Annotated in this window: 22 protein-coding genes; 13 read left to right on the forward strand and 9 right to left on the reverse strand. The window is 71.0% G+C overall.

The window, feature by feature from the left end; all coding sequences use genetic code 11:
• Nucleotides 1–83 precede the first annotated feature (83 nt).
• Both GA0070617_RS17665 and GA0070617_RS17670 read right to left on the reverse strand, forming a co-directional pair.
• Nucleotides 84–1,292 (reverse strand): FAD-dependent monooxygenase, encoded by a 1,209-nt coding sequence (locus tag GA0070617_RS17665; protein WP_175440572.1) that lies wholly within the window; start codon nucleotides 1,290–1,292, stop codon nucleotides 84–86.
• Complete coding sequence (locus GA0070617_RS17670) at nucleotides 1,289–2,599, reverse strand: ABC1 kinase family protein (protein ID WP_139135699.1); 1,311 nt, start codon at nucleotides 2,597–2,599, stop codon at nucleotides 1,289–1,291. Before GA0070617_RS17670 ends, GA0070617_RS17665 begins: the two co-directional genes overlap by 4 nt.
• Before the next feature lie 227 nt (nucleotides 2,600–2,826).
• Here GA0070617_RS17670 and GA0070617_RS17675 point away from each other — a divergent pair, with 227 nt between their 5' ends.
• From GA0070617_RS17675 to GA0070617_RS17700, 6 genes are read left to right on the forward strand one after another with little or no spacing between them, the layout of a single operon-like run.
• Nucleotides 2,827–3,963, forward strand: a complete 1,137-nt coding sequence (locus GA0070617_RS17675; RefSeq protein WP_139135700.1) for a class I SAM-dependent methyltransferase — start codon at nucleotides 2,827–2,829, stop codon at nucleotides 3,961–3,963.
• A 14-nt stretch (nucleotides 3,964–3,977) separates the two neighbouring features.
• Nucleotides 3,978–4,412, forward strand: a complete 435-nt coding sequence (locus GA0070617_RS17680; RefSeq protein WP_091439346.1) for an ester cyclase — start codon at nucleotides 3,978–3,980, stop codon at nucleotides 4,410–4,412.
• A gap of 10 nt (nucleotides 4,413–4,422) precedes the next feature.
• Nucleotides 4,423–5,880, forward strand: coding sequence for an alpha/beta fold hydrolase (locus tag GA0070617_RS17685; RefSeq protein WP_139135701.1), 1,458 nt, complete (start codon nucleotides 4,423–4,425; stop codon nucleotides 5,878–5,880).
• The gene (locus tag GA0070617_RS17690) at nucleotides 5,877–7,310 is read left to right on the forward strand and encodes an alpha/beta fold hydrolase (RefSeq protein WP_091439352.1); all 1,434 of its coding nucleotides are present in this window, start codon (nucleotides 5,877–5,879) and stop codon (nucleotides 7,308–7,310) included. The genes GA0070617_RS17685 and GA0070617_RS17690 overlap by 4 nt, the downstream gene beginning before the upstream one ends.
• Nucleotides 7,307–8,080, forward strand: coding sequence for an SDR family oxidoreductase (locus GA0070617_RS17695; RefSeq protein ID WP_217628827.1), 774 nt, complete (start codon nucleotides 7,307–7,309; stop codon nucleotides 8,078–8,080). Before GA0070617_RS17690 ends, GA0070617_RS17695 begins: the two co-directional genes overlap by 4 nt.
• A gap of 13 nt (nucleotides 8,081–8,093) precedes the next feature.
• Entirely contained in the window at nucleotides 8,094–8,585 is a 492-nt protein-coding gene (locus GA0070617_RS17700) for an ester cyclase (protein WP_091439356.1), read from the forward strand.
• A 53-nt stretch (nucleotides 8,586–8,638) separates the two neighbouring features.
• On the opposite strand, the gene GA0070617_RS17705 is transcribed toward GA0070617_RS17700, so the two are convergent.
• On the reverse strand, nucleotides 8,639–9,736 hold the full coding sequence (locus GA0070617_RS17705; RefSeq protein ID WP_229688576.1) for a cytochrome P450: 1,098 nt from the start codon (nucleotides 9,734–9,736) through the stop codon (nucleotides 8,639–8,641).
• Nucleotides 9,737–10,060: 324 nt separating this feature from the next.
• On the opposite strand from GA0070617_RS17705, the gene GA0070617_RS17710 reads away from it, so the two are divergent.
• The 3 genes from GA0070617_RS17710 to GA0070617_RS17720 all read left to right on the forward strand — a co-directional run bounded on the left by GA0070617_RS17710 (nucleotide 10,061) and on the right by GA0070617_RS17720 (nucleotide 12,789).
• Nucleotides 10,061–11,065, forward strand: a complete 1,005-nt coding sequence (locus GA0070617_RS17710) for a Rieske 2Fe-2S domain-containing protein (protein WP_175440573.1) — start codon at nucleotides 10,061–10,063, stop codon at nucleotides 11,063–11,065.
• Between the two features lie 85 nt (nucleotides 11,066–11,150).
• On the forward strand, nucleotides 11,151–11,624 hold the full coding sequence (locus GA0070617_RS17715; protein WP_091439372.1) for an SRPBCC family protein: 474 nt from the start codon (nucleotides 11,151–11,153) through the stop codon (nucleotides 11,622–11,624).
• Nucleotides 11,625–11,685: 61 nt separating this feature from the next.
• Nucleotides 11,686–12,789: a class I SAM-dependent methyltransferase gene (locus tag GA0070617_RS17720; RefSeq protein ID WP_091439375.1), complete on the forward strand. Its 1,104-nt coding sequence runs from the start codon at nucleotides 11,686–11,688 to the stop codon at nucleotides 12,787–12,789.
• Nucleotides 12,790–12,803: 14 nt separating this feature from the next.
• On the opposite strand, the gene GA0070617_RS17725 is transcribed toward GA0070617_RS17720, so the two are convergent.
• From GA0070617_RS17725 to GA0070617_RS17740, 4 genes are read right to left on the reverse strand one after another with little or no spacing between them, the layout of a single operon-like run.
• Nucleotides 12,804–13,613 (reverse strand): ABC transporter permease, encoded by an 810-nt coding sequence (locus GA0070617_RS17725; RefSeq protein WP_091439379.1) that lies wholly within the window; start codon nucleotides 13,611–13,613, stop codon nucleotides 12,804–12,806.
• Nucleotides 13,610–14,593, reverse strand: coding sequence for an ATP-binding cassette domain-containing protein (locus GA0070617_RS17730; RefSeq protein WP_091439382.1), 984 nt, complete (start codon nucleotides 14,591–14,593; stop codon nucleotides 13,610–13,612). Before GA0070617_RS17730 ends, GA0070617_RS17725 begins: the two co-directional genes overlap by 4 nt.
• The gene (locus GA0070617_RS17735; protein WP_091439384.1) at nucleotides 14,577–14,945 is read right to left on the reverse strand and encodes an ArsR/SmtB family transcription factor; all 369 of its coding nucleotides are present in this window, start codon (nucleotides 14,943–14,945) and stop codon (nucleotides 14,577–14,579) included. The genes GA0070617_RS17730 and GA0070617_RS17735 overlap by 17 nt, the downstream gene beginning before the upstream one ends.
• 4 nt (nucleotides 14,946–14,949) lie before the next feature.
• Nucleotides 14,950–15,300, reverse strand: coding sequence for a VOC family protein (locus GA0070617_RS17740; RefSeq protein WP_217628828.1), 351 nt, complete (start codon nucleotides 15,298–15,300; stop codon nucleotides 14,950–14,952).
• A 153-nt stretch (nucleotides 15,301–15,453) separates the two neighbouring features.
• Between GA0070617_RS17740 and GA0070617_RS17745 the strand changes: the two genes are divergently transcribed.
• Complete coding sequence (locus GA0070617_RS17745; protein WP_091439392.1) at nucleotides 15,454–15,876, forward strand: VOC family protein; 423 nt, start codon at nucleotides 15,454–15,456, stop codon at nucleotides 15,874–15,876.
• 108 nt (nucleotides 15,877–15,984) lie between these two features.
• Here GA0070617_RS17745 and htpG read toward each other — a convergent pair whose 3' ends face one another.
• Nucleotides 15,985–17,901 carry a molecular chaperone HtpG gene (gene htpG / locus GA0070617_RS17750; RefSeq protein WP_091439396.1) on the reverse strand — a complete coding sequence of 639 codons (1,917 nt, stop codon included), beginning with the start codon at nucleotides 17,899–17,901 and terminating at the stop codon, nucleotides 15,985–15,987.
• 213 nt (nucleotides 17,902–18,114) lie between these two features.
• On the opposite strand from htpG, the gene GA0070617_RS17755 reads away from it, so the two are divergent.
• Together GA0070617_RS17755 and GA0070617_RS17760 are read left to right on the forward strand one after the other, a co-directional pair.
• A complete protein-coding gene (locus tag GA0070617_RS17755) occupies nucleotides 18,115–18,792 on the forward strand; it encodes a response regulator transcription factor (protein WP_091439399.1) in 678 nt (225 codons plus the stop codon).
• Entirely contained in the window at nucleotides 18,789–20,234 is a 1,446-nt protein-coding gene (locus GA0070617_RS17760; RefSeq protein ID WP_091439402.1) for a sensor histidine kinase, read from the forward strand. The genes GA0070617_RS17755 and GA0070617_RS17760 overlap by 4 nt, the downstream gene beginning before the upstream one ends.
• Nucleotides 20,235–20,289: 55 nt before the next feature.
• On the opposite strand, the gene GA0070617_RS17765 is transcribed toward GA0070617_RS17760, so the two are convergent.
• Nucleotides 20,290–21,315, reverse strand: a complete 1,026-nt coding sequence (locus GA0070617_RS17765) for an NYN domain-containing protein (protein ID WP_091439405.1) — start codon at nucleotides 21,313–21,315, stop codon at nucleotides 20,290–20,292.
• Nucleotides 21,316–21,523: 208 nt separating this feature from the next.
• Between GA0070617_RS17765 and GA0070617_RS31580 the strand changes: the two genes are divergently transcribed.
• Nucleotides 21,524–22,552, forward strand: a complete 1,029-nt coding sequence (locus GA0070617_RS31580; protein ID WP_091439409.1) for an endonuclease/exonuclease/phosphatase family protein — start codon at nucleotides 21,524–21,526, stop codon at nucleotides 22,550–22,552.
• Nucleotides 22,553–22,602: the final 50 nt, after the last annotated feature.

The following is a 22,602-nucleotide window of genomic DNA, read 5'->3' on the forward strand; positions in this document are numbered from 1 at the left end:
GGGCCGACTCCGGCCCGGCCGGGCCGGGCCGGGGTCGGCCGGGCCGGGCGTGGACCGTTGCCGGTGCGGACCCGCCAGCCGGTTCAGTCCTGGCGGAAGGAGAACATCCGGGCCAACTGGCGCAGCCTCGGCCCCCGAGGCGACCGGCGGATCATCTGTTCCCGGGCCCAGCAGGCGGCCGGATGCCGCCACTGGCCCACCTGCCCGAGCATCCGGGCCTGCCGGGTCAACGCGTTGGCCCGGGTCCGCCGGGCCGCCTCGTAGTCGCGCAACGCCTCCGGCACCGACCGGCCCTGCCGCAGCCGGAGGCCGAGCACGGCCGCGTCCTCGAACGCCTGACAGGTGCCCTGCCCGAGGTGGGGTGTGCTGGGGTGGGCGGCGTCGCCGACCAGGGTGACCCGCCCCTGCCCCCACCGCCGTACCGGCCGACGCTCGTAGATGTCGGTGACCATGATCTGCCAGTCGGCGGTGGCCGCCAGGACCTGCGGAACCGGCCGGTGCCAGTCGGCGAACCGGTCGGACAGGAACTCCCGGGCCGGCAGGTGCGCGCCGCGACCCGCCGGCAGCGGAAGACTCGCGAACCAGTACGCCCGGCCGTGCGTCATCGGAAAGAGCCCGAACTGCGCCCCCCGCCCCATGCTCAGCAGACCGGGCGCGGACCCGAGGTCGAAGTCGGTGACCCCGCGCCACACCGGATAACCCGCGTAGCTGAGCTCGTCACGGCCGCCGCACAGCTGCGCCCGGACCACGGAACGCAACCCGTCCGCGCCGACCAGCAGGTCGCCCGACTCCTCGGTACCGTCGGCGAGCCGTACGGTCACCCGATCGGCGGTGGCCCGCCAGCCGACACAGCGGGCCCCCGTGCGGACGACATCCGCGCCGAGCCGCTCCTGCAACGCGCCGACCAGGTCGGCCCGCAGCAGTGCGATCCCGGTGCCGCCGAAGCGGGAGCGCATCGTCGGGGCGGGGACGTCGTCGAGCAGCCGACCGTCGGCCGCCCGGATCTGGTTGCCCTCCGCGGGTTGCCCCAACGCATGGACCACGGCGGCGATCCCACCGCCCGGGTCACCTCCGGCAGGATCCGATTCGATGGCCGCCAACGCCGCCAGGGCGTTCGGCCACAGGGTCAACGCCGTACCCACCGAGCCGGTGCCGGCCGCCTGCTCCAGGACCACCGGATCGAAGCCGGCCGCGCGCAGACCGATAGCGGTGGCCAGGCCGGCCGGACCCGCCCCGACCACCAGGGCACGAGGCCTGCCGGTGGCCGCGCCCCCGGGACCTGGCCCGCTCACGACGGTGCCACCTCGGCGTCGGCCGACTCCGGGCTGCCCTGTCCCACCCGCTGGAAGTCCATCTCCGGCCACATCCCACGCACGGTGCCCTCCAGTACGAGCAGCGACATCAGCGGGAAGGCGAAGTCCGAGGCGGCGAAGATGCCGTGCCGCTGTTGCAGGGCGAAGACCTCGTTACCGAAGGTCGACATGACGAAGTCCTTGCCCGGGCCGGCCGAGCGGACCACCAGCGCCGCCAGGTCCGCCACGAACGCCTCCCGGTCGGTGTGCGGTGCGACGACCACCGCGCTCTCCAGGACGATCTCGCCGCAGCGGCGGCCGTCACCGACGGCCAACCGGGCGAAGAACTCCCCCATCAGGTCCCGCACCCGGTCCGGCAACCGGACGCAGTACCCGGCGTCGAGAATCACCACCCGTTCGTCGCGGGTCAGGTAGATGTTGCCCGGGTGCAGGTCGCAGTGGACGACGCCGCGTACGAACATCATCCGGTGCGCCGCGGCGAGCACCGCGGCACCGAGCCGGGCCCTCGCCGCGGCGGACAGACCCGCCGGTGTCGCCGGATCCAGACCCTCGACGAACTCGAAGACCAGGCAGTCCGGACCGGACAGGTCGGGGTACAACACCGGAACCCGGATCTCCGGCAGCTCGGCGACGCTACTGCGCAGCAGCTCCAGATTGGTGGCCTCGCGGGCGAAGTCGAGCTGTCCCAGCACGGCCCGGCTGACGTAGCCCACCAGGTCCGCCATGGGCATGCCGCGCATCGAGGGCAACCGCTCACCGAGGCGTACGAAGCCGCGGATCAGGGACAGGTCGGTGCGGATCCGCCGGTCGACGTCCGGACGCTTGAGCTTGAGCGCGACGATGCGGCCGTCGGCGAGTCGGGCCCGATGGACACAGGCGATACTGCCGCTGCCCACCGGGGTCTCGTCGATCTCGGCGACGGCCAACTCGGGCCGGGCCGCGACCGCGCGGTCGAGCGCGGCCCGGGCCTGCGGCCACGTCATCGGCGTGACCCGATCGTGCAACTGAGCCATCCGGTCGCAGAGCTCCGGCGGCATCGTGTCCCGTCGGGTGCTCGCGATCTGACCCACCTTCACGAACGTCGGACCGAGGTGCTGCAGCAGTCGGACCACCGCACGGTAGAGCCGGGCACGCGCCGCCGGACGCCCCCGCGTCAGCCGCAGCACCCCCACCGACGGCCCGGTACGCACGACCTCCCACCCCACCGTGGCGACGATCACCACCAGCCGGAGCATCCTGCTCGGACCGGACACCTCAGCGTCCACGACGTGCGTCTCAGCCGGCACGACAACCTCCTCGATCAGCCGGTGGACGGATCCACCCGCGTACCTGGTCTGCACGGATGGTTTCCCACGTCCCGGACCGCACCCTTCTCCTGGCTTGCCGTCCCCGGTGCCGGCGGATCAAGACCGCAACCGGGAGGAATTTCCGGCCGATCCCGCCACCTAGCGTGGTACGGGCAGTGGCCGGACCCGCTGTCAGCTGTCCCGGCACCAGAGGAAGGCAGGCCGACATGACCGCACAGGAACCGGCGAGCCGTTCGGAGTCGACCGCCACCCTGGGCCGTCCGTCGGCGCCCGGGACGCCCCCGACAGCCGACTTCGCGGCCCTGCGCCGGTACGCGGACCGCATCACCGGTGACCTCGCCGCGGCGATGGTGAGTGTGGCGTGTGCGCTCGGTGACCGGCTCGGGCTGTTCGGCGCCCTCGTCCGGCACGGCCCGTGCGACAGCGCCGAACTGGCGGCCGCGACCGGTGTGGACGAACGCTACCTACGCGAGTGGCTGCTCTGTCTGGCCGGCGCCGACTACCTGGAGGTCGACCGGGAGACCGGTCGGTACGCCCTACCCGCGCCGATGGCGCCGCTGCTGACCGGCGGTTCCCCGATGGACCTCAGTGGCGGCCACGCGCTGCTGCTGGCGCTCGCGGCGGCGGTGGACCCGGTCGCCACGGCGTTCACCACCGGCTCCGGGGTTGCCGCGCAGGACTACCCGAAGGCCCTCTACGACGCCATGGAGCGGATGAGTGCGGGCTGGCTCGACGCCGCGCTCGTCGACCAGTGGATACCGGCCGTAGCCGGACTGCCCGAACGACTGCGACGCGGTGGCACAGTGGTCGACCTGGGTTCCGGGGGCGGGCACGCACTGATCAGGATCGCCACGGCCTTCCCCGCCAGCCGCCTGGTCGGGTTGGACCTGCACCCGGCCAACGTCGACCGGGCCACGGAGTCCGCCCGGCGAGCCGGGGTGGCCGACCGGGTACGGTTCGCCGCCCAGGACGCAGCCGACGGTCTGCCGGCCGACGGCGTCGACCTGGTCACCGCGTTCGACGTACTCCACGACACCGTCGACCCTCTGGCGGTGCTGACCGCGGCCCGGCGGGCACTGGCCGCCGACGGTGCCGTCCTGGTGCTGGAGAGCCGAAGCGCACCGGTCCCACTGGACAACCGGGGGCCGGTGGCCACCATCCTCTACGCGACCAGCGCGCTGTACTGCCTACCCGCCTCCCGGTCCGCACGTGGGGACGGCGCCGGCACCCTCGGGCTGCCGGCCGGCCGGATCCGGGAACTGGCCGAGGCGGCCGGTCTCCACCGGCTGCGCGAGATACCGGTGGCGAGCCCGTTCAACGCCCTGTACGAGCTACGGCCCTGACCGAAGGGAGACGCATGTCCACCACGGAGGAGAAGAACAAGGCCGTCGTCGCCAGACTCATCGACGCGTGGAACCGGGACGACCTGGCCGCGCTGATGACCCACTGGGCACCGGAGATGGTGCACCACGCCCGGGACGGGGTCCTCGACGCCGCGACCGTCGGCGCGGAGATGGGCCGTTTCATGCGGGCGTTCCGGAAGATCCGGATGGAGGTGCACAGCGTCGTCGCCGAGGGTGACCTGGTCGCGACGCGGTTCACCGTGCACGCCCGGCACGACGGCGACTACCTCGGCGTCCCCGCGACACACCGGCAGATCCGCTGCGCCCTGATGGGTCAGCTGCGCATCGTCGACGGCCTGGTGGTCGAGCACTGGGGCGTCGCCGACGGCCTGCACCTGTTGGAGCAGCTCGGGCTGCTGCCGGAGCAGTACCTGAGCGCCACCGCCTGAGGGGAGCACCGTGATCAGCGCAGCGAGCAGCAGCCGGGTGTCGGATCGGGACCGTCGGGACCAGGAGGTCCGATGGCACCCGTCGGAGGATCCCCGGCTGCCCGACCTGGAGGTGGCGACCGTCGCGGTGCCCCTCGACCACGACGACGTCGACGGCCGACAGATCGACATCGGCCTGGCCCGGCACCGGGCGACCGACCCCGCTGCCCGCCTCGGCGTGCTGCTGGTCTGCCCGGACGACCCCGGCAACCGGGGGACGGTACTGCTCCCCCGGCTGCGTCAGTCCCTTCCGGACGACGTTCTCACGCACTTCGACCTCGTCGGATTCGACCACCGGTTCAGCGGATCGAGCACCCCGTTGACCGCCGGGCTGAGCCAGGAGGACTGCTACTGGGCGTTCCACCATCCGGTCTCCTTCGAGCAGGAGGTGGAGTTCCAGCGGGACCTGGTCGCCAGGTGCTTCCGTGCGGTCGGCCCGATGCTGCCGTACATCACCACCCGCAACATCGCCCGCGACATCGACGTGCTCCGGTCGGCCCTCGGGGAGGAGCGGATCTCCCTGCTCGGTCACTCGTACGGCAGCTACATCGCCGCGGTCTACAGCCAGCTGTTCGGCCGGCACGCCGACCGGCTCGTACTGGACAGCGTGATCGATCCGGCCTGGGTGTGGCAGGGCCTGTTCACCAACGTCGCCGAGGGTGCTCAGCACGGGCTGGGCCGCTGGGCACGGTGGGTGGCCACCGAGGGCGCGGCCCTCGGCCTGGGCGGCACGAGCGCCGAGGTGATCGGCTACGTCGAACGGCTCCTGACCGAGGCTCGGGCCCGTCCCCCGCGCCTCGGGCCGATCACCCTCGACGAGGGCATGCTGCGGATGACCATCGTGATCATGCTCAGTGACGACGCGACGTACGGCCCGCTCGCCGTCCTGCTGCGGGCCGCTGCCGGTGACGCCCCGCTGGACGACGGCACCCAGGCGATGTTCGGGGCGATGTTCGGCCAGCCCAGGGAGGAGAGCGGCGCGATCGCCCAGTTGGCCATCCTCGGTGGTGAGGCGCGGTGGTCACGTGACCTGAACTCCTACCGGGCCGCGGTGAAGGCCGACGCCGAACGGTTGCCGCTGGTGGGAGCGACGATGGCGATGCCGAAGGCCGGCACCTTCTGGCCGGTCGACCCGACGGAGCCACCCACGGAGATCGGGCCGGGCAACGTCGCACCGGGACTGCTGCTGGTGCAGTCCGAACACGATCCGTTCACCCCCGCCTCGGGGGCCCGGCACCTGCGCGAACTGCTGCCGGACAACAGCCGGCTGGTGGTCGCCGCCGGGGTGGCAGCGCACCGGCTGTTCCCGTTCCACGGGCACCCCGCTGTCGACGGGGTGGTGCGCGACTACCTGCTCACCGGTGACCTGCCCCCCGCCGACAGCACCGTGGGCGCAGACCACACCGCACCGACCGAGGAGGACTCGTGACCCGATCCCCGGCCGAACTCGCCGGCTACCACGGGCAGCAGCTGCGCTGGCAGCCGTTCACCGAGCCACCGCTGACCGGGCTGGAGGGGGCGGAGCTGTCCGTACCGCTCGACCACGCCGAACCCGACGGCAGAACCATCACGCTGACCGTCGGCCGCCGCCGGGCGAACCGGCCGGACGCACGGCGCGGGGTGTTGCTCATCGGCCCCGGCGACGACCTCGGCAACCGTGGTCTCGTGCTGCTCGGCCAGCTTGCCACGATGCTGCCCGAACCGGTCCTCGACCACTTCGACCTGGTCGGCTTCGACCACCGGTTCATGGGGTTGAGCAGTCCCCGGCAGGCCGACCTGGAGGCCGAGGAACGGCTGTGGGTCTTCCACCACCCCCGCGACTTCGACCACGAGGTCCGCTTCCAGGCCAGGGTGGCGGCCAAGGTGGCGGAACACGCGCTGGACATCCTGCCCCACGCCACCTCACGCAACATCGCCCGGGACATGGACATCATCCGGGGTGCGCTCGGCGAGGAACGAATCTCCTACCTGGGCTACTCCTACGGGACGTACCTGGGCGCGGTCTACACCCAGATGTTCGGCGAGCATGCCGACCGGGTGGTGCTCGACTCGATGTGCAGCCCGGACTGGGTGTGGCGCGGCCTGTTCACCGACTTCAGCCCCAACGGCGAGCGGGCCCTGAACCGCTGGGCGTCCTGGGCGGCCGATCAGCACGATCGGTACGGACTGGGTGCCACCGGACCGCAGGTCCGCGCCACCTACGACGTGCTGCTCGACCGGGCCCAGGTGGAGCCGGTCGGGTTGGGCGGCTTCCCGCTGGACCGCACGTTGATCCGGCTGATCGCGGTCGGGATGCTCAACAGCGAGCTGGCGTACGAGCATCTGGGGGACATCGTGCGGGCCGCCGCGCACGGCGGGCCGCTGAGCCCGGAGACGATGGCCTACCTGGCACCGATGTTCGGCCAGCCCAAGGAGGAGACCGGCACCATCGCCCAGCTGGCGATCCTGGCCGGTGACTGGGCCTGGCCCCGGGACCCGGAGTACTACGAGCGGGACATGCGACTGCACGCGGAGAAGTGGCCGTTCGCCGGTGCCGCGATGGCCGGCGTCAAGGCACCCGCGTTCTGGCCGGTCCTGCCCCGGGAACCGGTCACGGCACTGGGTGCGGGCAACCGGGCGGAGAGCATGCTGCTGGTCGCCGCCGACCAGGACATGTCCACTCCCCTCGCGGCCGGCCGGCGGATGCGGGAGGTCTTCGCGCACAACTCCCGGCTGGTGACGGTCGCCGACACCGCGCACCACCGGGTCTTTCCCTTCTACGGCAACACGGAGCTGAACGAACTCGTCACCGCCTACCTGGTGGACGGCCACTACCCGGACACCGACCCGACAGTTGCGAACCCGAGGAGGCGGCTGTGACCGCGTCAGGACCGTTGACCGGACGGATCGCCCTGGTGACCGGGGCGTCCAGCGGAATCGGCGCCGCCACCGCGCGGGCGCTTGCCGCCCAGGGTGCCGTCGTGGTGGTGACCGCCCGGCGCGCCGACCGGCTGGAGGCACTGGCCAAGGAGATCGGCGCCACCGGTGGCGAGGCGTGGGCGTACGAGGCCGACGTGACCGACCAACACCGTTGCGAGACGATGGTGGCCGAGGTCGTCGACCGGTACGGCCACCTGGACGTGCTGGTCAACAACGCCGGGTTGCTGCTGCTCGGCCCGATCGAGCACGCCCCGATCTACGAGTGGCGGCAGATGGTGGAGGTGAACCTGTTCGCCGGCTGGCGGCTCACGCACCTGGCCCTGCCCCATCTGCTCGCCGCAGCCGAGCACGGGTCGCGTCAGGTGGCGGACGTGGTGTTCGTCGGCTCCGTCGGCCGCTACCTGGCCGGCCCCGTCTCCGGTGTCTACGACGCCACGAAGTCGGCGGTGGCGTCGTTCGCCGAGTCCCTGCGTAAGCAGGTCGCCCGCCGGCACGTGCGGGTCGCGGTGGTGGAACCGGGATTCGTCGCCCCGACGGAACTACCCACGCAGAGTCGGCCGGAGATCCTCTCGGCGCTGAGCGGGAACTTCGACCCGGGCACTCCGATCACCCCCGAGGACGCCGCGTCGGCGGTCGTGTTCGCCGTGGGGCAGCCCCGGCACGCCGCGGTCAGCAACCTCGTCCTACGCCCCACCGAGCAGCTGGACTGAAGCGGAGCCTGCCGTGACCACTGAACCGGACCTCCCCCGGGCCGCACCCAAGGCCCGCTACGAGGAGATCGTGCGCCGATTCCGCGGGGCGGTGATGTTCCACCGCGACTTCCACGTGATCCGGGAGACCCTCACCGAGGGCTTCGTCGACCACTTCGCGCCCCCCTGGGACCCGCCGGGAAGGGCCGGCGTCGAACACCGTTTCGGCCAGGCCGCCGACGCCCTGACTACCGAACGGGTCGAGGTTCTCACCTCGGTGTGTGAGGGCACCATCCTGGCCCAGGCCATCGCCCTGCACCTGAGGCACACGGGCTCGTTCATGGGCCTACCGCCGACCGGACGGCAGCTCGTGATCGGAGGGTCGAACACCTTCCGCTTCGAGGGCTGGCGCATCGCCGAGCACTGGGGTGTCTTCGACGTCGCCAAGATTCCCGATCTGCTCGCCGGCGAGCCCGGCAGTACGGGCGGCTGGTCGTCGATGTGGGATCGCAGCCCGGCCGAGTGAGCGTGCCGCCGGCGGCTTCCGGGTTCACCCGGTGCCGCCGGCGGTGCCCCCGGTCACCAGGTGACGGGCAGCCGAACCGGTCCCCGGACGAAGCCGTCGGTGCGCCACTGGACCTCGGCCGGGTCGACCGCCAGTCGCAACCGCGGCAGCCGGTCGAGCAGCCGGTCGAGGCTCACCTGAAGCTCGGTCCGGCCCAGGTACGAGCCGAGGCAGAGGTGGATGCCGTGGCCGAAGGCCAGATGGGGATTCCTGGCCCGGGTCAGGTCCAGTCGGTCGGGTTCGGCGAAGGTCCGGGGGTCCCGGTTGGCCACGGACAACCTGACGAACACGACGTCGCCGGCCTCGAGCCGAACCCCACCCAGCTCCAGCTCCTCGGTGACCACCCGGGAGAACGCACCGCCGGCTGTCTCCAGGGGCAGGTACCGCAGCAGCTCCTCGACGGCGGTGGGAAGCAGCCCAGGATCGGCGCGCAGGCGCTCGACCTGCTGCGGTCGCTGGAGCAGGACGAACATCGCGTCGGCGATCGCCTTCTCCGACGTCTCGTGTCCGGCGACCAGCAGCGTCACCCCGAGGAAGACCAGTTCCTCCTCGCTGAGCTGCTCGCCGTCGTCCCGGGCCGCCACGAGCTGGCCGAGCACGTCACCGGTGGGGTGCCGGCGGCGCGCGGCCACCAGCTCGGTGAGGTAGCCACTCAGGTTCGCCAACGCGGCCTCGAGCTCCGCCGGGGCGACCGTCTGCGCCGTCACGGCGGTGGTCGACCAGCCGCGGAAGCGCTCCTGGTCCCCCGGCGGTACGCCGAGCACGTCGCAGATCACCGCCATCGCGAGTGGCTTGCCGAACCCGGCGACAAGGTCCGCCGGAGGGCCGGCGGCGAGCATCCGATCGATGAGATCGTCGGCGTGCGCCTCGATCATCGGCCGCAGTGCCGCCACCTGCCGGGCACTGAATGCTCCGGCGACCAGCCGACGGATCCGGGTGTGGGCCGGGGGGTCCATGGTGAGGATCGCCGGGGCGTAGTCGGGGTCGGGCAACATCCGGGGAATGTCGGCACCGAGCGTGGCCGCCCTACTGAACCGCGGGTCGGCGAGCACGATCCGGGCGTCCGAATACCGGGTGACCAGCCAGGCGTCACCACCGTACGGCAGCCGCACCCGACTGACTGGTTCGTGTTCCCGCAGTTCACTGTATATCGGCTCGATGTCGAGCCCGTGGTCCGGGCTGAATGGATATCTCCGCGATTCACCCATGGTCAACCCACCGACCTTTCTCTGTTCAGATCCGGGGGACGGCCGGACGCAAGCTGGACGATAATGGAGCGACCACCGTCGGATCTTCTCACCGGTTGCTCCGAACTTTCTCATCCATTGCCCTCTTGAGCAGGGCGGACAGTTTTCATTGACCGACCCCGGTGAATGCTGCACGATTTCGGGGACGATCCCGTATTACCCGCGCCCACCAGTCGAAATGGAGACTCGATGAGCCGCACTGAGAATCCAACCGAGCCGCGCCGCAGTCTGCTCCCGCCACCGCCGGCTGAGGGCGCCGACGGGCTCTACAGCCAGACCTGGTTTCCGGTCTGCCTCTCCGCCGATCTCGCCGCCGGCCGGCCGCTCGGGTCTGATCTGCTCGGCGGCCGGGTGGTGGCGTTCCGCGGCGCGGGAGGCACGGCACGGGTGGTCAGCGCGTACTGCGTGCACGTCGGGGCCGACCTGTCGGTGGGTAGCGTCGTCGACGGCCAACTCCGCTGTCGGTTCCACCAGTGGACCTACGACGAGCAGGGTGTCTGCACCGCCACCGGGATCGGTGACCCGGTGCCCGCCGGCGCCCGGCTGTTCTCCTTCCCCACCGTCGAACGGTACGGCGTCGTGTGGGCCTTCAACGGAGTCGAGCCGCTCTTCGAACTCCCGGAGTTGCGCTGCGCCCAGGAGGATCTGGTGCTGCGCACGATGGCCTTCCCGCACGCGCTGGACTCGGACCCGTGGGTGATCACCGCGCAGACGATGGACCTGCAGCACTTCTCGCAGCAGCACGACTTCGAGTTGTTGCAGGAACCCGGGTCGACGTTGTCCGCGACGCCGTACTCGATCGGCTGGCAGTTGAAGGGCCGGACCCGCGACGGAGAGATCTACGACGCGCGGACCGAGATCGTGGGGAACAACATCTACTGGCAGAACGGCGAGATCGACGGCCGCTGGTTCTTCTGGGTGACCGGCATCAGCGTGGTACGACCGCAGCGGTGCACCTCGGTCTTCGCCTACGGCACCGATCGGCAGCCGGGGGAGGACGACCAGGCGGCTCAGCAGTTCCTGGACCGCGCGGCGGGAATGATGATGGCCCTGCTGGAGGACGACGCCCCGGTCCTGCAGAGCATCCATTTCCGCCCGGGCCTGCTCACCGAGAGCGACGGCGCCCTCGACCAGTTCATCGACTATCTGCGGAAGTTCCCACGCGCGAACCCTTCGGCGGACTTCATCGTCTGACGGGTGTCGGCAGGGGTACCCGGGCCCGACGCGGCTATACTGCGGTGGCGAATCTTGTCACGCACATGGCGCCGGGCGGAGAGGGATGCAGGACGAGCAGCTGACGACCATTCTCCTCGACCAGTTCATCGCCCACCCGCCCCGGCGGGTGTGGCAGGTGCTGACGGATTCGGAGAAGCTCGCCCGGTGGCTCATGCCCAACGACTTCGAGCTCGCGGTCGGCAGGAAGTTCACCTTTCGGGGGCTCTCCGTGCCGGTCGTACACTTCGGCGGGGTCGTGCACTGCGAGGTCCTCGACTTCCAGACCGAGCGCATGCTCAGGATCAGCTGGGACGACCACGGCCAGAACGGGCTCCGTTCCACCGTCACCTGGCGGCTGGAGCCCGAGGGCACCGGCACCCGGGTCTTTCTCGAACACGAGGGATTCGACGACGACGACGCCGTTCAGCAACTGTCCCGGAAGCTGCTGGGCGGCGGCTGGTTGGGGGTCCTGCGTCGACTCGGGGAAGTGGTCGCGACCACTGCTCCGCTGAAGGAACATCGGAGCAATATCCGATAAGCATTTCCCCGCCCGGTCGATAAAGAATGTTCCTGGCTATCGTCGACACCAGGGGGTTCCCGTGGCCAGGACCGAAACCACAATCGCCGCCCCGATCGATCCCGCACAGGCCGGTGCGTTCCTGCAGAGGTTCATGGGTGACATCAGCGGTTCGGCGGTCACCACGATGTGCGCGGTAGGCGACCGGCTGGGCCTCTTCGGCGCGCTCGCCGCGGCTGGACGGAGCAGTAGCGAGGAACTCGCCGCCCGACTCGGTCTCACCGAACGGTACGTCCGCGAGTGGCTGCTCACCCTGCACAGTGCCGGCTACCTGGACTCGGAGGTGGACCCGTCGACCGGCGCCACCACCTACACCCTGCCACCCGCACACGCGGCGGTGCTGGTCGACGGCTCTCCGCTCTACATGGGCGGCGTGGCGCGGCTGCTTCCCACCCTCGGCGTGCTGTTGGGCGAGGTCGTCGAAGGCTTCCGCTCCGGCAGCGGCATCGACGTCGACCGCTACCCACCGGAGTTCTTCCACACCATGTGGCGGATGAGCGAGCTCTGGCTGGACGCGATGCTGGTGGACCAGTGGATCCCGGCGGTGGACGGTCTTGCCGAACAGCTCCGTACGGGTGTCGACGTGGCGCACCTCAGCTCCGGCAGCGGTCGGGCTCTCATCCTCCTGGCGGAGGCGTTCCCGGAGTCGAGGTTCGTGGGTTTCGACCGAGTCCCGGCCAACGTGGCCCACGCCCGGGAGATGGCCCACCGGGCCGGGGTCGCCGACCGGGTCCGCTTCGAGGTCGGCGACGGCGTCGACGCTCTCACCACGGGGCGGTTCCCGTTGGTGCTGGCGCTGGATGTGCTGCACGACGCGCTGGACATCACCGCCACCCTGACCGCGGTCGCCGGGACGCTCGGCCCGGACGGGGTGTTCCTGCTCCTCGAGACCGACTGCGCCGAGCGTCCGGAGGAGAACCGGGGTGCCGCGGCCTCGCTCTTCTACAGCACGAGCACGCTCTACTCGGTGCCTATCGCGCTGGCCGCCGGCGGGGAGGCCCTCGGGATGATGGGCCTCCCGCCGGGTCGGCTCCGGTCGCTGTGCGCGGACGCCGGCCTGTCGACCATGCGTACGCTCATGCATCCGATTCCGACTTTCAACACGCTCTATGCGATCGGCGCGTGACCGGGCTACCGGCGTCAGCGACGGCTGATCCGAACCAACGCCATGGTGCCGAACACGAGGATGATCGCGGCGCTCCAGAGCAGCGCCGACCACACGTAGAAGGCGGCGCTTTCGTCGAGCAGAGCCTCGGCCGGCTGCCCCTGGGTCAGCACCCGCGCGGCATTGACCACCATGGTCACCGGTTGGTACTCGGCGACGGCCTGCAACCAGCCCGGCATGGTCTGCACCGGCACGAACGCGCTCGACGCGAAACTCAGCGGCAGAACGAGGAAGCCGAGCGCCTGAGCCGCCTGGGGATTGCCCACCGCGAACATCCCCAGGCCGGTGAAGACGCAGACGAAGGCTGCCCCGAACAGGACCACCAGGCCGAAGGCGAGGACACCGGACCACACATCGGTGTGCACTCGGAAGCCGACCGCGAAGGCGACCGCCACCATTGCCGTGGTCGCCCAGGCGACCAGGGCGGTGTCGGCGAGCACCCGACCGATCAGGATGCTGCTGTGCGGCATCGGCATCGACCGGAAGCGGTCGAAGAAGCCGCCACCGGCGTCCTCGGCCACGCCCACGGCAGAGAGCCCACCGCTGAACAGCACCCCGGCGGTGACCACCCCGGGCACCAGGTAGTCGATGTACTTGAGGCCACCGCTGTCGATCGCACCACCGAAGGCGTAGCGGAAGATCAGCATGAAGGCCACCCCCTGCACGGCACTCACGAAGAGCGTCTGCGGGTTGCGGAGGTAACGCAGCATGCTGCGTCGGGCGATGACCCGGGTGGCGGGGAGGAATCGCGACCCGGTCGCGGCGGTCAGGGCTGGCGCGGTCATACGGCCCCCTTCGGTGCGGATGCGGCGTCGACCCGCTCGTCGTCGGCGGAACTTCCGGTCAGGGCCAGAAAGACCTCGTCCAGGGTGGCGGGACGCAGTCCGATGTCCTCCACCGCGACACCGTGCCGGTTGAGGAGACCGACCGCGTCCACGAGCCCTTCCGAGCCGTTCTCCACAGGTACGGTGACCAGCCGGGTGGCCGGCTCCACGTACGGGTTGCCGGAGCCGACCCGGCGGAGCAGTTCGGTCGCGGTGGAGAGAGCGTCGTCGTCGGCGGTGTGCACCGCGACGATGTCCTGGCCGAACTTCCGCTTGAGCTCCCGCGGGCTGCCCTGGGCCGCCACCCGGCCCCGGTCGATCACGACGATCTGGTCGGCCAACTCGTCGGCCTCGTTGAGGTACTGGGTGGTGAGCAGGATGTCGGTACCCTGGCGCACCAGCTCTCGGATCGCCGTCCACAGCTCGATGCGGCTGCGGGGGTCCAGACCCGTCGTCGGCTCGTCCAGCAGCAGCAGTCGGGGCGACGCGACCAGGCTCGCGCCGAGGTCAAGCCGACGCCGCATGCCGCCCGAGTAGCCGCCGACCCGGCGGTCGGCGTGCTCGGTGAGCCCCAGTCGGTCGAGCACGGCGGCGCTGTTGGACTTCGCCACCCCGCGGCGCTGACCGAACAGCTGAGCCACCATCTCCAGGTTCTCCCGCCCGGTCATCACCTCCTCGACCGCGGCGTACTGACCGGCCAGGCCGATCACCTGGCGGACCTTGCGGGGTTGCCGGGCCACGTCGAACCCGGCGACCCGCAGCGTCCCCTCCTCCATCCGCAGGAGGGTCGCCACCAGCTTGACGAAGGTGGTCTTTCCTGCGCCGTTGGGCCCGAGCAGGGCCGTCACCTTTCCGGGCTCGGAGATCAGGTCCAGGCCATCCAACGCGGCGGCGTCGCCGTACCGCTTCCGTACGCCGGTGGCTTCAATCGTTGGTGTCATCGTCGTCCTCACACGACTCGGGACCGTCCTCGGTCTCGGCGTCCAGCAGCTCGGACATGCTCCGGAGCCGGTCCCGCCAGAACCGCTCGTAGGGTCTGAGCCACTCCTGTACGGGATAGAGAGCGTCGTGGTCGAGGCGGTAGAACCGCTGTCGGCCGACCTGCTCACAGGTGACCAGCCCTGCGTGTCGGAGCACCCGCAGGTGCTCCGACACGCTGGGACGGGTCATGCTGAAATGCGCCGCCAGCTGCTGCACCGGCTGGCCGTTCGTGGTCAGGAGCCGGCCGAGTAGTTCGCGACGGGTGGGATTCGCCAGGGCGGCGAAGACCACGTCAACCTGGTCCGGCGCCACGTCGTCAGCCCTGGCCGTCAGCCCGCTGAGCGAGGACGAAGCCGTTGCCGTCGGGGTCGCTGAACGTCGCCTGCCGGCCGAACGGCAGGTCGACAGGGCCCTCGACGGCGACCCCGGCGGCGCGGAGCGCCTCGACGTCGGTGTCGATGTCGGTGGACTCCAACATGAGGCCGACGACGCTGCCGGGCGTCATCTCCAGCCAGTTGGCGAGGATCAGGGTGGTGTCGGCGCCCTCGGGAGCGACCTCGATCCAGCGGGAGTTCTCCCCCATGGGCACCGGCATCTCGAGGAGCGTCCGGAACCCGAGGGCCTCGGTGTAGAAGGCCTTGGCCTTGTCCTGGTCGGTGACAGGCACTGAGACACGCTTCACGTGGGTGATGTTCATGCCACGATGATACGTAGGAAATTCCCTACGCGACAGCATCGACAGCGACACCGGCAGGCGTGTCGCCGAAAGACCAGCCGCTGACGCGTTGTCAGGCAGGCGCATCACCCGAGGTGACAACCCATGATCACGAGTGTCGGCAGTGTCATCATCTTCGTCACCGACCAGCAGAAGGCGCTCGACTTCTACACCGACACGCTGGGCTTCGAGGTTCGGCTCGACGTGACCGTACCGGCCGACCAGGCACCGGAGGTGGACTCCGCGGTCCGCTGGATCGAGGTCGCAGCGCCGAGCACACCGACCACCCTGTCGCTGATCTCCAGACAGTTCGCACAGCTGCGGCCGGGGAAGGGCTGCGGAGAGTTCACCGACGTGAACCTCCTGGTCGACGACATGAAGGCGACCTACGAAGAGCTCAACCGAAAGGGGGTACGGTTTCGGGTCGAGCCCCAGCACGACCCGTTCGGCTGGCGAGCGGAGTTCGTCGACCCCGACGGCAACGGCTTCAACCTGATCGAGACCGCCGCCGGCTATCGGGCGATGTGAGGCCGGGCCCACCGTCGGGTGCCTGCGGTCCGCGAGGTGGCGTCCTCACCCCCGCCCCGACCGGCGGGCGGGGGGTGAGGACTCACTGCCACCTCGTGGACGGTCGGATCAGAGGGTGCGGGCCAGCCGGTCGGCCAGTAGCCGGGTGAAGCGGGCCGGGTCGGTCAGCTCGCCGCCCTCGGCCAGCAGCGCCATGCCGTAGAGCAGCTCGGCGGTCTCGGTGAGCGCGGGCTCGTCGCCGCCCTGCTCGTGGGCCTTACGCAGCCCGGTGACCAGCGGGTGCGTCGGGTTGAGCTCCAGGATCCGCTTGACCGTCGGCACCTCCTGCCCCATCGCCCGGTACATCTTCTCCAGGGTGGGGGTCATGTCGAAGGCGTCGCCGACCACGCACGCCGGCGAGGTGGTCAGCCGCGACGACAGCCGGACCTCCTTGACCTGCTCCTTGAGGTGCTCGGTCAGCCAGGTCAGCAGGGCGGCGTACTCCTTGCCCCGCTGCTCCCGCTCGGCCTCGGCCTCCTTCTTCTCCTCCTCGGAGTCCAGGTCGACCTGGCCCTTGGCGATCGAACGCAGCGCCTTGCCGTCGACCTGGCCGACCTGCTCGACCCAGACCTCGTCGACCGGGTCGGTGAGGATCAGCACCTCGTAGCCCTTGGCCCGGAAGGCCTCCATGTGCGGCGAGTTCTCGATCATCGTGCGGGACTCGCCGGTGGCGTAGTAGATGTCGCTCTGGCCGTCCTTCATCCGCTCGACGTACCCGGCCAGGGTGGTCAGCTCGGCCGGGTCGTGGGTGGAGGCGAGCGAGACCACCTCCAGCAGGGTCTCCCGGTTGTCGGTGTCGGAGATCAGGCCCTCCTTGAGGGCCCGGCCGAACTCGGTCCAGAAGGTGCGGTACTTCTCGGCGTTGTTGGCCTGCAGGTCCTTGATCGTGGCGAGCACCTTGCGGACCAGCCGGCGGCGGACCACCTGGATCTGGCGGTCCTGCTGCAGGATCTCCCGGGAGATGTTCAGCGACAGGTCGTGGGCGTCGACCACACCCTTGACGAAGCGCAGGTACTCCGGCATCAGCGCCTCGCAGTCCTCCATGATGAAGACGCGCTTGACGTAGAGCTGGACGCCGCGCCGGCCCTCCCGCTGGAACAGGTCGAAGGGGGCGTGCGAGGGAATGAAGAGCAGGGCCTCGTACTCGAAGGTCCCCTCCCCGCGCATGTGGATGGTCTCCAGCGGGTCGGACCAGTCGTGGCTGACGTGCCGGTAGAAGTCCCGGTACTCCTCCTCCGCGACCTCGTCGCGGGGCCGGGCCCAGAGCGCCTTCATCGAGTTGATGGTCTGCACCTCGGTGGTGCTGGAGCCCTCCTCCTCACCCGGGCGCTGCACGGCCATCCGGATCGGCCAGGAGATGAAGTCGGAGTACCGCTTGACGATCTCCCGGATCTTGGCCTCGGCGGTGTAGTCGAAGAGGTTGTCCTCGCTGTCCTCCGGCTTGAGGTGCACGGTGACCGAGGTGCCCTGCGGCGCGTCGTCGACGGTGCCGATCTCGTACGTGCCGGCGCCGGTGGACTCCCACCGGGTGCCCTCGGTCTGCCCGGCCCGCCGGGTCAGCAGGGTGACCTTCTCGGCGACCATGAAGGTGGCGTAGAAACCCACCCCGAACTGGCCGATCAGCTCCTGGGAGGCCGCCGCGTCGCGGGACTCCCGCATCTTCTGCAACAGCTCGGCGGTGCCGGAGCGGGCGATGGTGCCGATCAGGGCGACCACGTCGTCCCGGGACATCCCGATGCCGTTGTCACGCACCGTCAACGTCCGGGCCTCGGGATCGGCCACCAACTCGATGTGCAGGTCGCCGGTGTCGACCTGCAGATCCTTGTCGATCATCGACTCCAGACGCAGCTTGTCCAGCGCGTCGGAGGCGTTCGAGATGAGTTCCCGCAGGAAGACGTCCTTGTTCGAATAGATCGAATGGACCATCAGCTGCAGCAACTGGCGGGTCTCGGCCTGGAACTCCAACGTCTCGGTCTGGTTGCTCACGTCATCCCTCCCACGACACACACTGTTCCGCAGAAAGGATACGAGGCGTCCCCGACCGGTCGCGCTCCGGTCAGCCGCCCGGTTCGCCTGGTTGCCTGGTTGCCTGGTTGCCGCAGCGAACTCTTCGCGCGTCGTACCCGTACTACTGTGCGCAGCCCAACCGCGGGCCGGTGCCGAGCGCCCGGCCCGACGGTGGTGAAACGGAGGCGTCAGGTGAAGGTGTTACTGGTCGAGGACGACGACTCGATCGCCGAGCCACTGGTCGACGGCCTGGCCCGGTACGGGATGACGGTCCGACGGGTGGCCACCGGTGCCGCCGCGCTCGCCGCCGGGCCGACCGAGATGATCCTGCTCGACCTGGGGCTACCCGACATGGACGGGATCGAGGTGTGCCGGGCGGTACGCCGTACCTCCGCCGTACCGCTGATCATGTTGACCGCGCGCGGCGACGAGGCGGACCGGGTGCTGGGGCTGGGCCTCGGCGCGGACGACTACATGGCCAAGCCGTTCAGCGTCCGCGAGCTGGTGGCCCGGATGCACGCGGTGGGCCGCCGGACCCGGCCGCCGGCCGACGGGCCACCGCCGGCGCGCGACGACCGGGTGCGCACCCTCGGCCCGCTCCAGCTCGACCTGCGGGCCCGTGAGGTCCGGGTACGCGGCGAACTGGTCGCCCTCGCCCCCAAGGAGTACGACCTGCTGGTGCACCTGGCCGCCGACCCGGGAGCCATCGTGGCCCGGCGGGACATCCTGGAGACGGTGTGGGAGCCGAACTTCTTCGGCCGCGGTAAGACGCTGGACTTCCACGTGGCCAGCCTGCGGCGCAAGCTGGGCGACCCGGCCTGGATCGAGACCCGGCGCGGCGTCGGGTTCCGGCTGGTGGTGCCGGCGTGACCCGCCGGCTGCTGCTGACGTACCTGACCCTGGCGTTGTTGATCCTGGTGGCCCTGGAGGTCCCGCTCGGCTACGTCTACCACCGCAGCGAGCAGCAGCACGCGTTCGGGCAGCTGGAACACGACGCCGAGGTCCTGGCGGCGTTCATCGACACCGCGTTGCGCGACGGTGACCTGCCCCGGGCCGACCTGCTCGCCCGGGAGTCGGCCCAGCGCCTGGGCGGTCACGTCGACATCGTCGACGCCCGGGGCGAGCTGCTCACCAGCACCCACTCCTGGAAGCATCCGCCGGGCAGCCTGGCGGCGGCACCGGATCTGCGTACCGTGCTCGACGGCAGTGGCCTGATCAGCACCCGCACCGCCGAGTACGGCGGTGAGCGGATCATGTCGGTGGCCGTACCGGTGCACCCGGGGGACGCCGGACAGGGCGCGATCCGGGTGAGCGTGCCGATCGCCCCGATGGAGAACCGGATCCACCAGTTCTGGATCATCCTGGCCGCGGCCGGGGTCGCGGTGCTCGCCATGGTCGCCCTGGTGGCGTTCGCGCTGGCCCGGTGGATCAGCCGCCCGGTACGGGAGCTGGAACGGGCGACCCGGCGGCTGGCCGACGGGACGCTGCCGCTGGTCTCCACCGACACCGGTCCACCGGAGCTGCGCCGGCTGGCCGCGACGTTCCACACCACCGCGAGCCGGCTGCAGAACCTCATCGCCACCCAACGCTCGTTCGTCGGCGACGCCTCGCACCAGCTCAAGACGCCGCTGGCCGCATTAAGGCTGCGGCTGGAGAACCTGGAACCCGACGTCGCGCCCTCGGGCACCCGCAACCTGCGGGCCGCGCTTGCCGAGACCGACCGGTTGGCCCGGTTGGTGGGCACGCTGCTGGCCATCGCCCGCTCCGAACAGACCTGCCCGGTACGGGAGACCGTCGACCTGCCCACCGCGGTCGCCGACCGGATCTTCCTCTGGACGCCGCTCGCCGCCGAACAGGACGTGCAACTGGTGGCCACCGGCCCCGACCGGACACCGGTACGGGCGGTCGCCGGCGCGGTGGACCAGATCCTCGACAACCTGCTCTCCAACGCCCTGCGGGTGGCCCCGCCGGGCAGCGCGGTACGGATCAGCTGGCTGGTGCCCCCGGCCGACCGACCGGGACCGGGGCTGGTCGAACTGCACGTGGTCGACGCCGGTCCGGGGCTGACCGCTGAACAACGCAGCCGGGCGCTGGACCCGTTCTGGCGCGCGCCGGACGCCGCCAAGGGCGGCACCGGACTGGGACTGTCGCTGGTACGCCGGCTGGCCGAGGCCAGCGACGGTACCGCCCGGCTGGCGCAGGCCCCGGGGCGGGGCATCGACGCCGTGATCACCCTCCCGGTCGCGCGGCCGGCCCCCGCCGACGACCCGGCCCCCGCCCGGGGCCTGCCGGTGGCCTCCGGCACCCGCTGACAGCAGCCGGCGGGTCAGGGGCGACCGGCGGGTCAGGGGCGGCCGGCGCCGCCGGTCAGGGGTGGGCGGTGAGCAGGTAGTCGTCGGCGTCGGCGCTCCACTCAAGGTCGACCGCGCCACTGGTGGCGGCGGCCTTGCAGAACTGGAGGAAACTGCGGTAGCCGAGCTTCTTCTCGCTGAAGTCCGGTCGGGCCCGGCGCAGCTGGTTCTTCAACCCCGACAGGGCCACCGCACCGTCGCCGCCGGCCACCTCGACCACCACCGTACGCAGCAGCCCGAAGGCGACCTCCCGGTCACCGGTCTCCGGCAGCGACACCGACGGGTCACCCTTGGCCGGGCCCTCCCCCAGCTCCACGACCCGCTGCCCGGCGAGGTGGCTCAGCAGCTCGCCGAAGGTACGGAAACCGTGGTCGGACTCGCTGAACGTGGGGTCCTTGCGCAGCAGGGTGCGCTTGAGCCGGGAGGCGGTCACCTCGTCGCTCAGGCTGCCCTGCAACCCCGCCACCGTCTGGGCGACCAGCACCGCCAGGCTGTCCGCGTCGCGTACCGGCCCGGCGTCCTGCAACTGCTCGGCGTCGTTCAGCTGCTCGGTCTCGGTCAGCTGCTCGGCGGTGGACCCCGGCCCGGTCCGGGGCGGCTGCTCCGGCTCGGCGGGCCGCTCGGCCGGGGGAAGCTGCTCGGCCCCGGCGGCCGGTCGGGCCGCCGGTCGACCCGCCCGGCTCCGGCCCCGCGCCGACGCCGGCACCTCGACACCCTCCAGCCGGTCGTAGTAGATGTAGTCCCGCTCGAAGGCCAACTCCACGGCGTCGACCGCCATCTTGATGTCGGCGGCGTTCTTGCGGGAGGCCCCCATCCGCTGCGGAATCTCGATCAGCTCGACGTGGTTGCGGGTGAGCATCCGGCGGTCCTCGTCGAAGTACGACCAGTCCGCGTACGCCCGGCGCACCACGACCCGTCCCCGCTCGGCCAGCGCCTCGGCGACCGGACGGAAGTCGAAACTCATCCCACCATGGTGGTCGCGCGCACCGAGGGCAAGGTTCTCGTAGTCGAGCAGCAACGCGATCCGCTCTTCGTGATCCACACCCGCCACCCTACGCCCCGAAGGAAGGGCCCCCTGTTAACGCTTACGGTAGAGCGGGGTACCCCTCTCACCTGCTCGGACACGCCGGGACGCGCCGGACGGCAGCACGCGCCGAGAATCGGCGGACGGCGGGACGCGGCGGGACACACCGGGACGCGGCGGGACGCGCCGATACACTGCCCATCCCAGCAGAGCCGGAGGGCGCCGCATGGCCGATCGCGCGTACCGGACCCCGCGGTGGAGGCTGGCCGGCTACCTGCTCTCGGTCACCGCGCTGCTGGCCGCCTGCTCGGCGAACGACCCCACCGGCCAGGCAGCCCCGACCGGCCAGCCCGGCCCGACCAGCCAGGCAGCCCCGACCGGCCAGCCCGGCCCGACCGACCAGCCAGCGCCGACCGGCCAGGCAGCCCCGACCGGGCCGGCAGCCCCGGACCGGCCGGCCGGCGTCACCCAGCTGCGGGTCCTGCAGGCGAACCTGTGCAACAGCGGCCAGGCCGGCTGCTACACCGGCCGGTCCGTGGCCCGTACCGCCGAGGTGATCCGGGCCGAGACCCCCGACGTGGTCACCCTCAACGAGGCCTGCCGGGATGACCTGGACGCGCTGCGGCCGGCGATGGAGCAGGCACCCGGCACCGTCATCCCGGCCTTCCGGGCCGCCCGCAACGCCCGCACCGGCGACGCCTACCGCTGCGTCAACGGCCAGCAGTACGGCGTCGGACTGCTGGTACGCCTGCCAACCGCGAACCCAGAACACACCGCGAACCCAGGAGACACCGCGGACCCAGAACACACCGCGAACCCAGGAGACACCGCGGACCCAGGACACACCGTGCACAGCGGCATCTACCCGGCGCAGGACCCCGCCGACCCGGAGCAGCGCGCCTGGCTCTGCCTCGACGCCCCCACCGTCGTGTACGCCTGCACGACGCACCTGGCGTACACCAGTTTCAGCCTGGCGCTCGCGCAGTGCGGCCACCTGCTCGGCGTGGAGATCCCGCAGCGTCGGGCGGACGCCCGCGAGCAACCCACCGTGGTCAGCGGCGACCTGAACCTCCGACACGGTGGCACCCCCGACGTCCGGTCCTGCGTGCCCACGGACTACCTGCACGTACACGACGGTGCCGTGCAGCAGCTGATGGCGAGCGGTCGGGTGACCATCGACTCCAGCCGGTCGGTCGACATGGCCGGTACCACCGATCACGCGGGCTTCCTGGTCACCCTCACGGTCACCCGGTGACGGTGGCGATTACCATGGCCGTCGATGCAGTTGACCCGGATGTCCGGGTC

The organism is Micromonospora yangpuensis, from assembly GCF_900091615.1.
GTDB classification, from domain to species: Bacteria; Actinomycetota; Actinomycetes; order Mycobacteriales; family Micromonosporaceae; genus Micromonospora; species Micromonospora yangpuensis.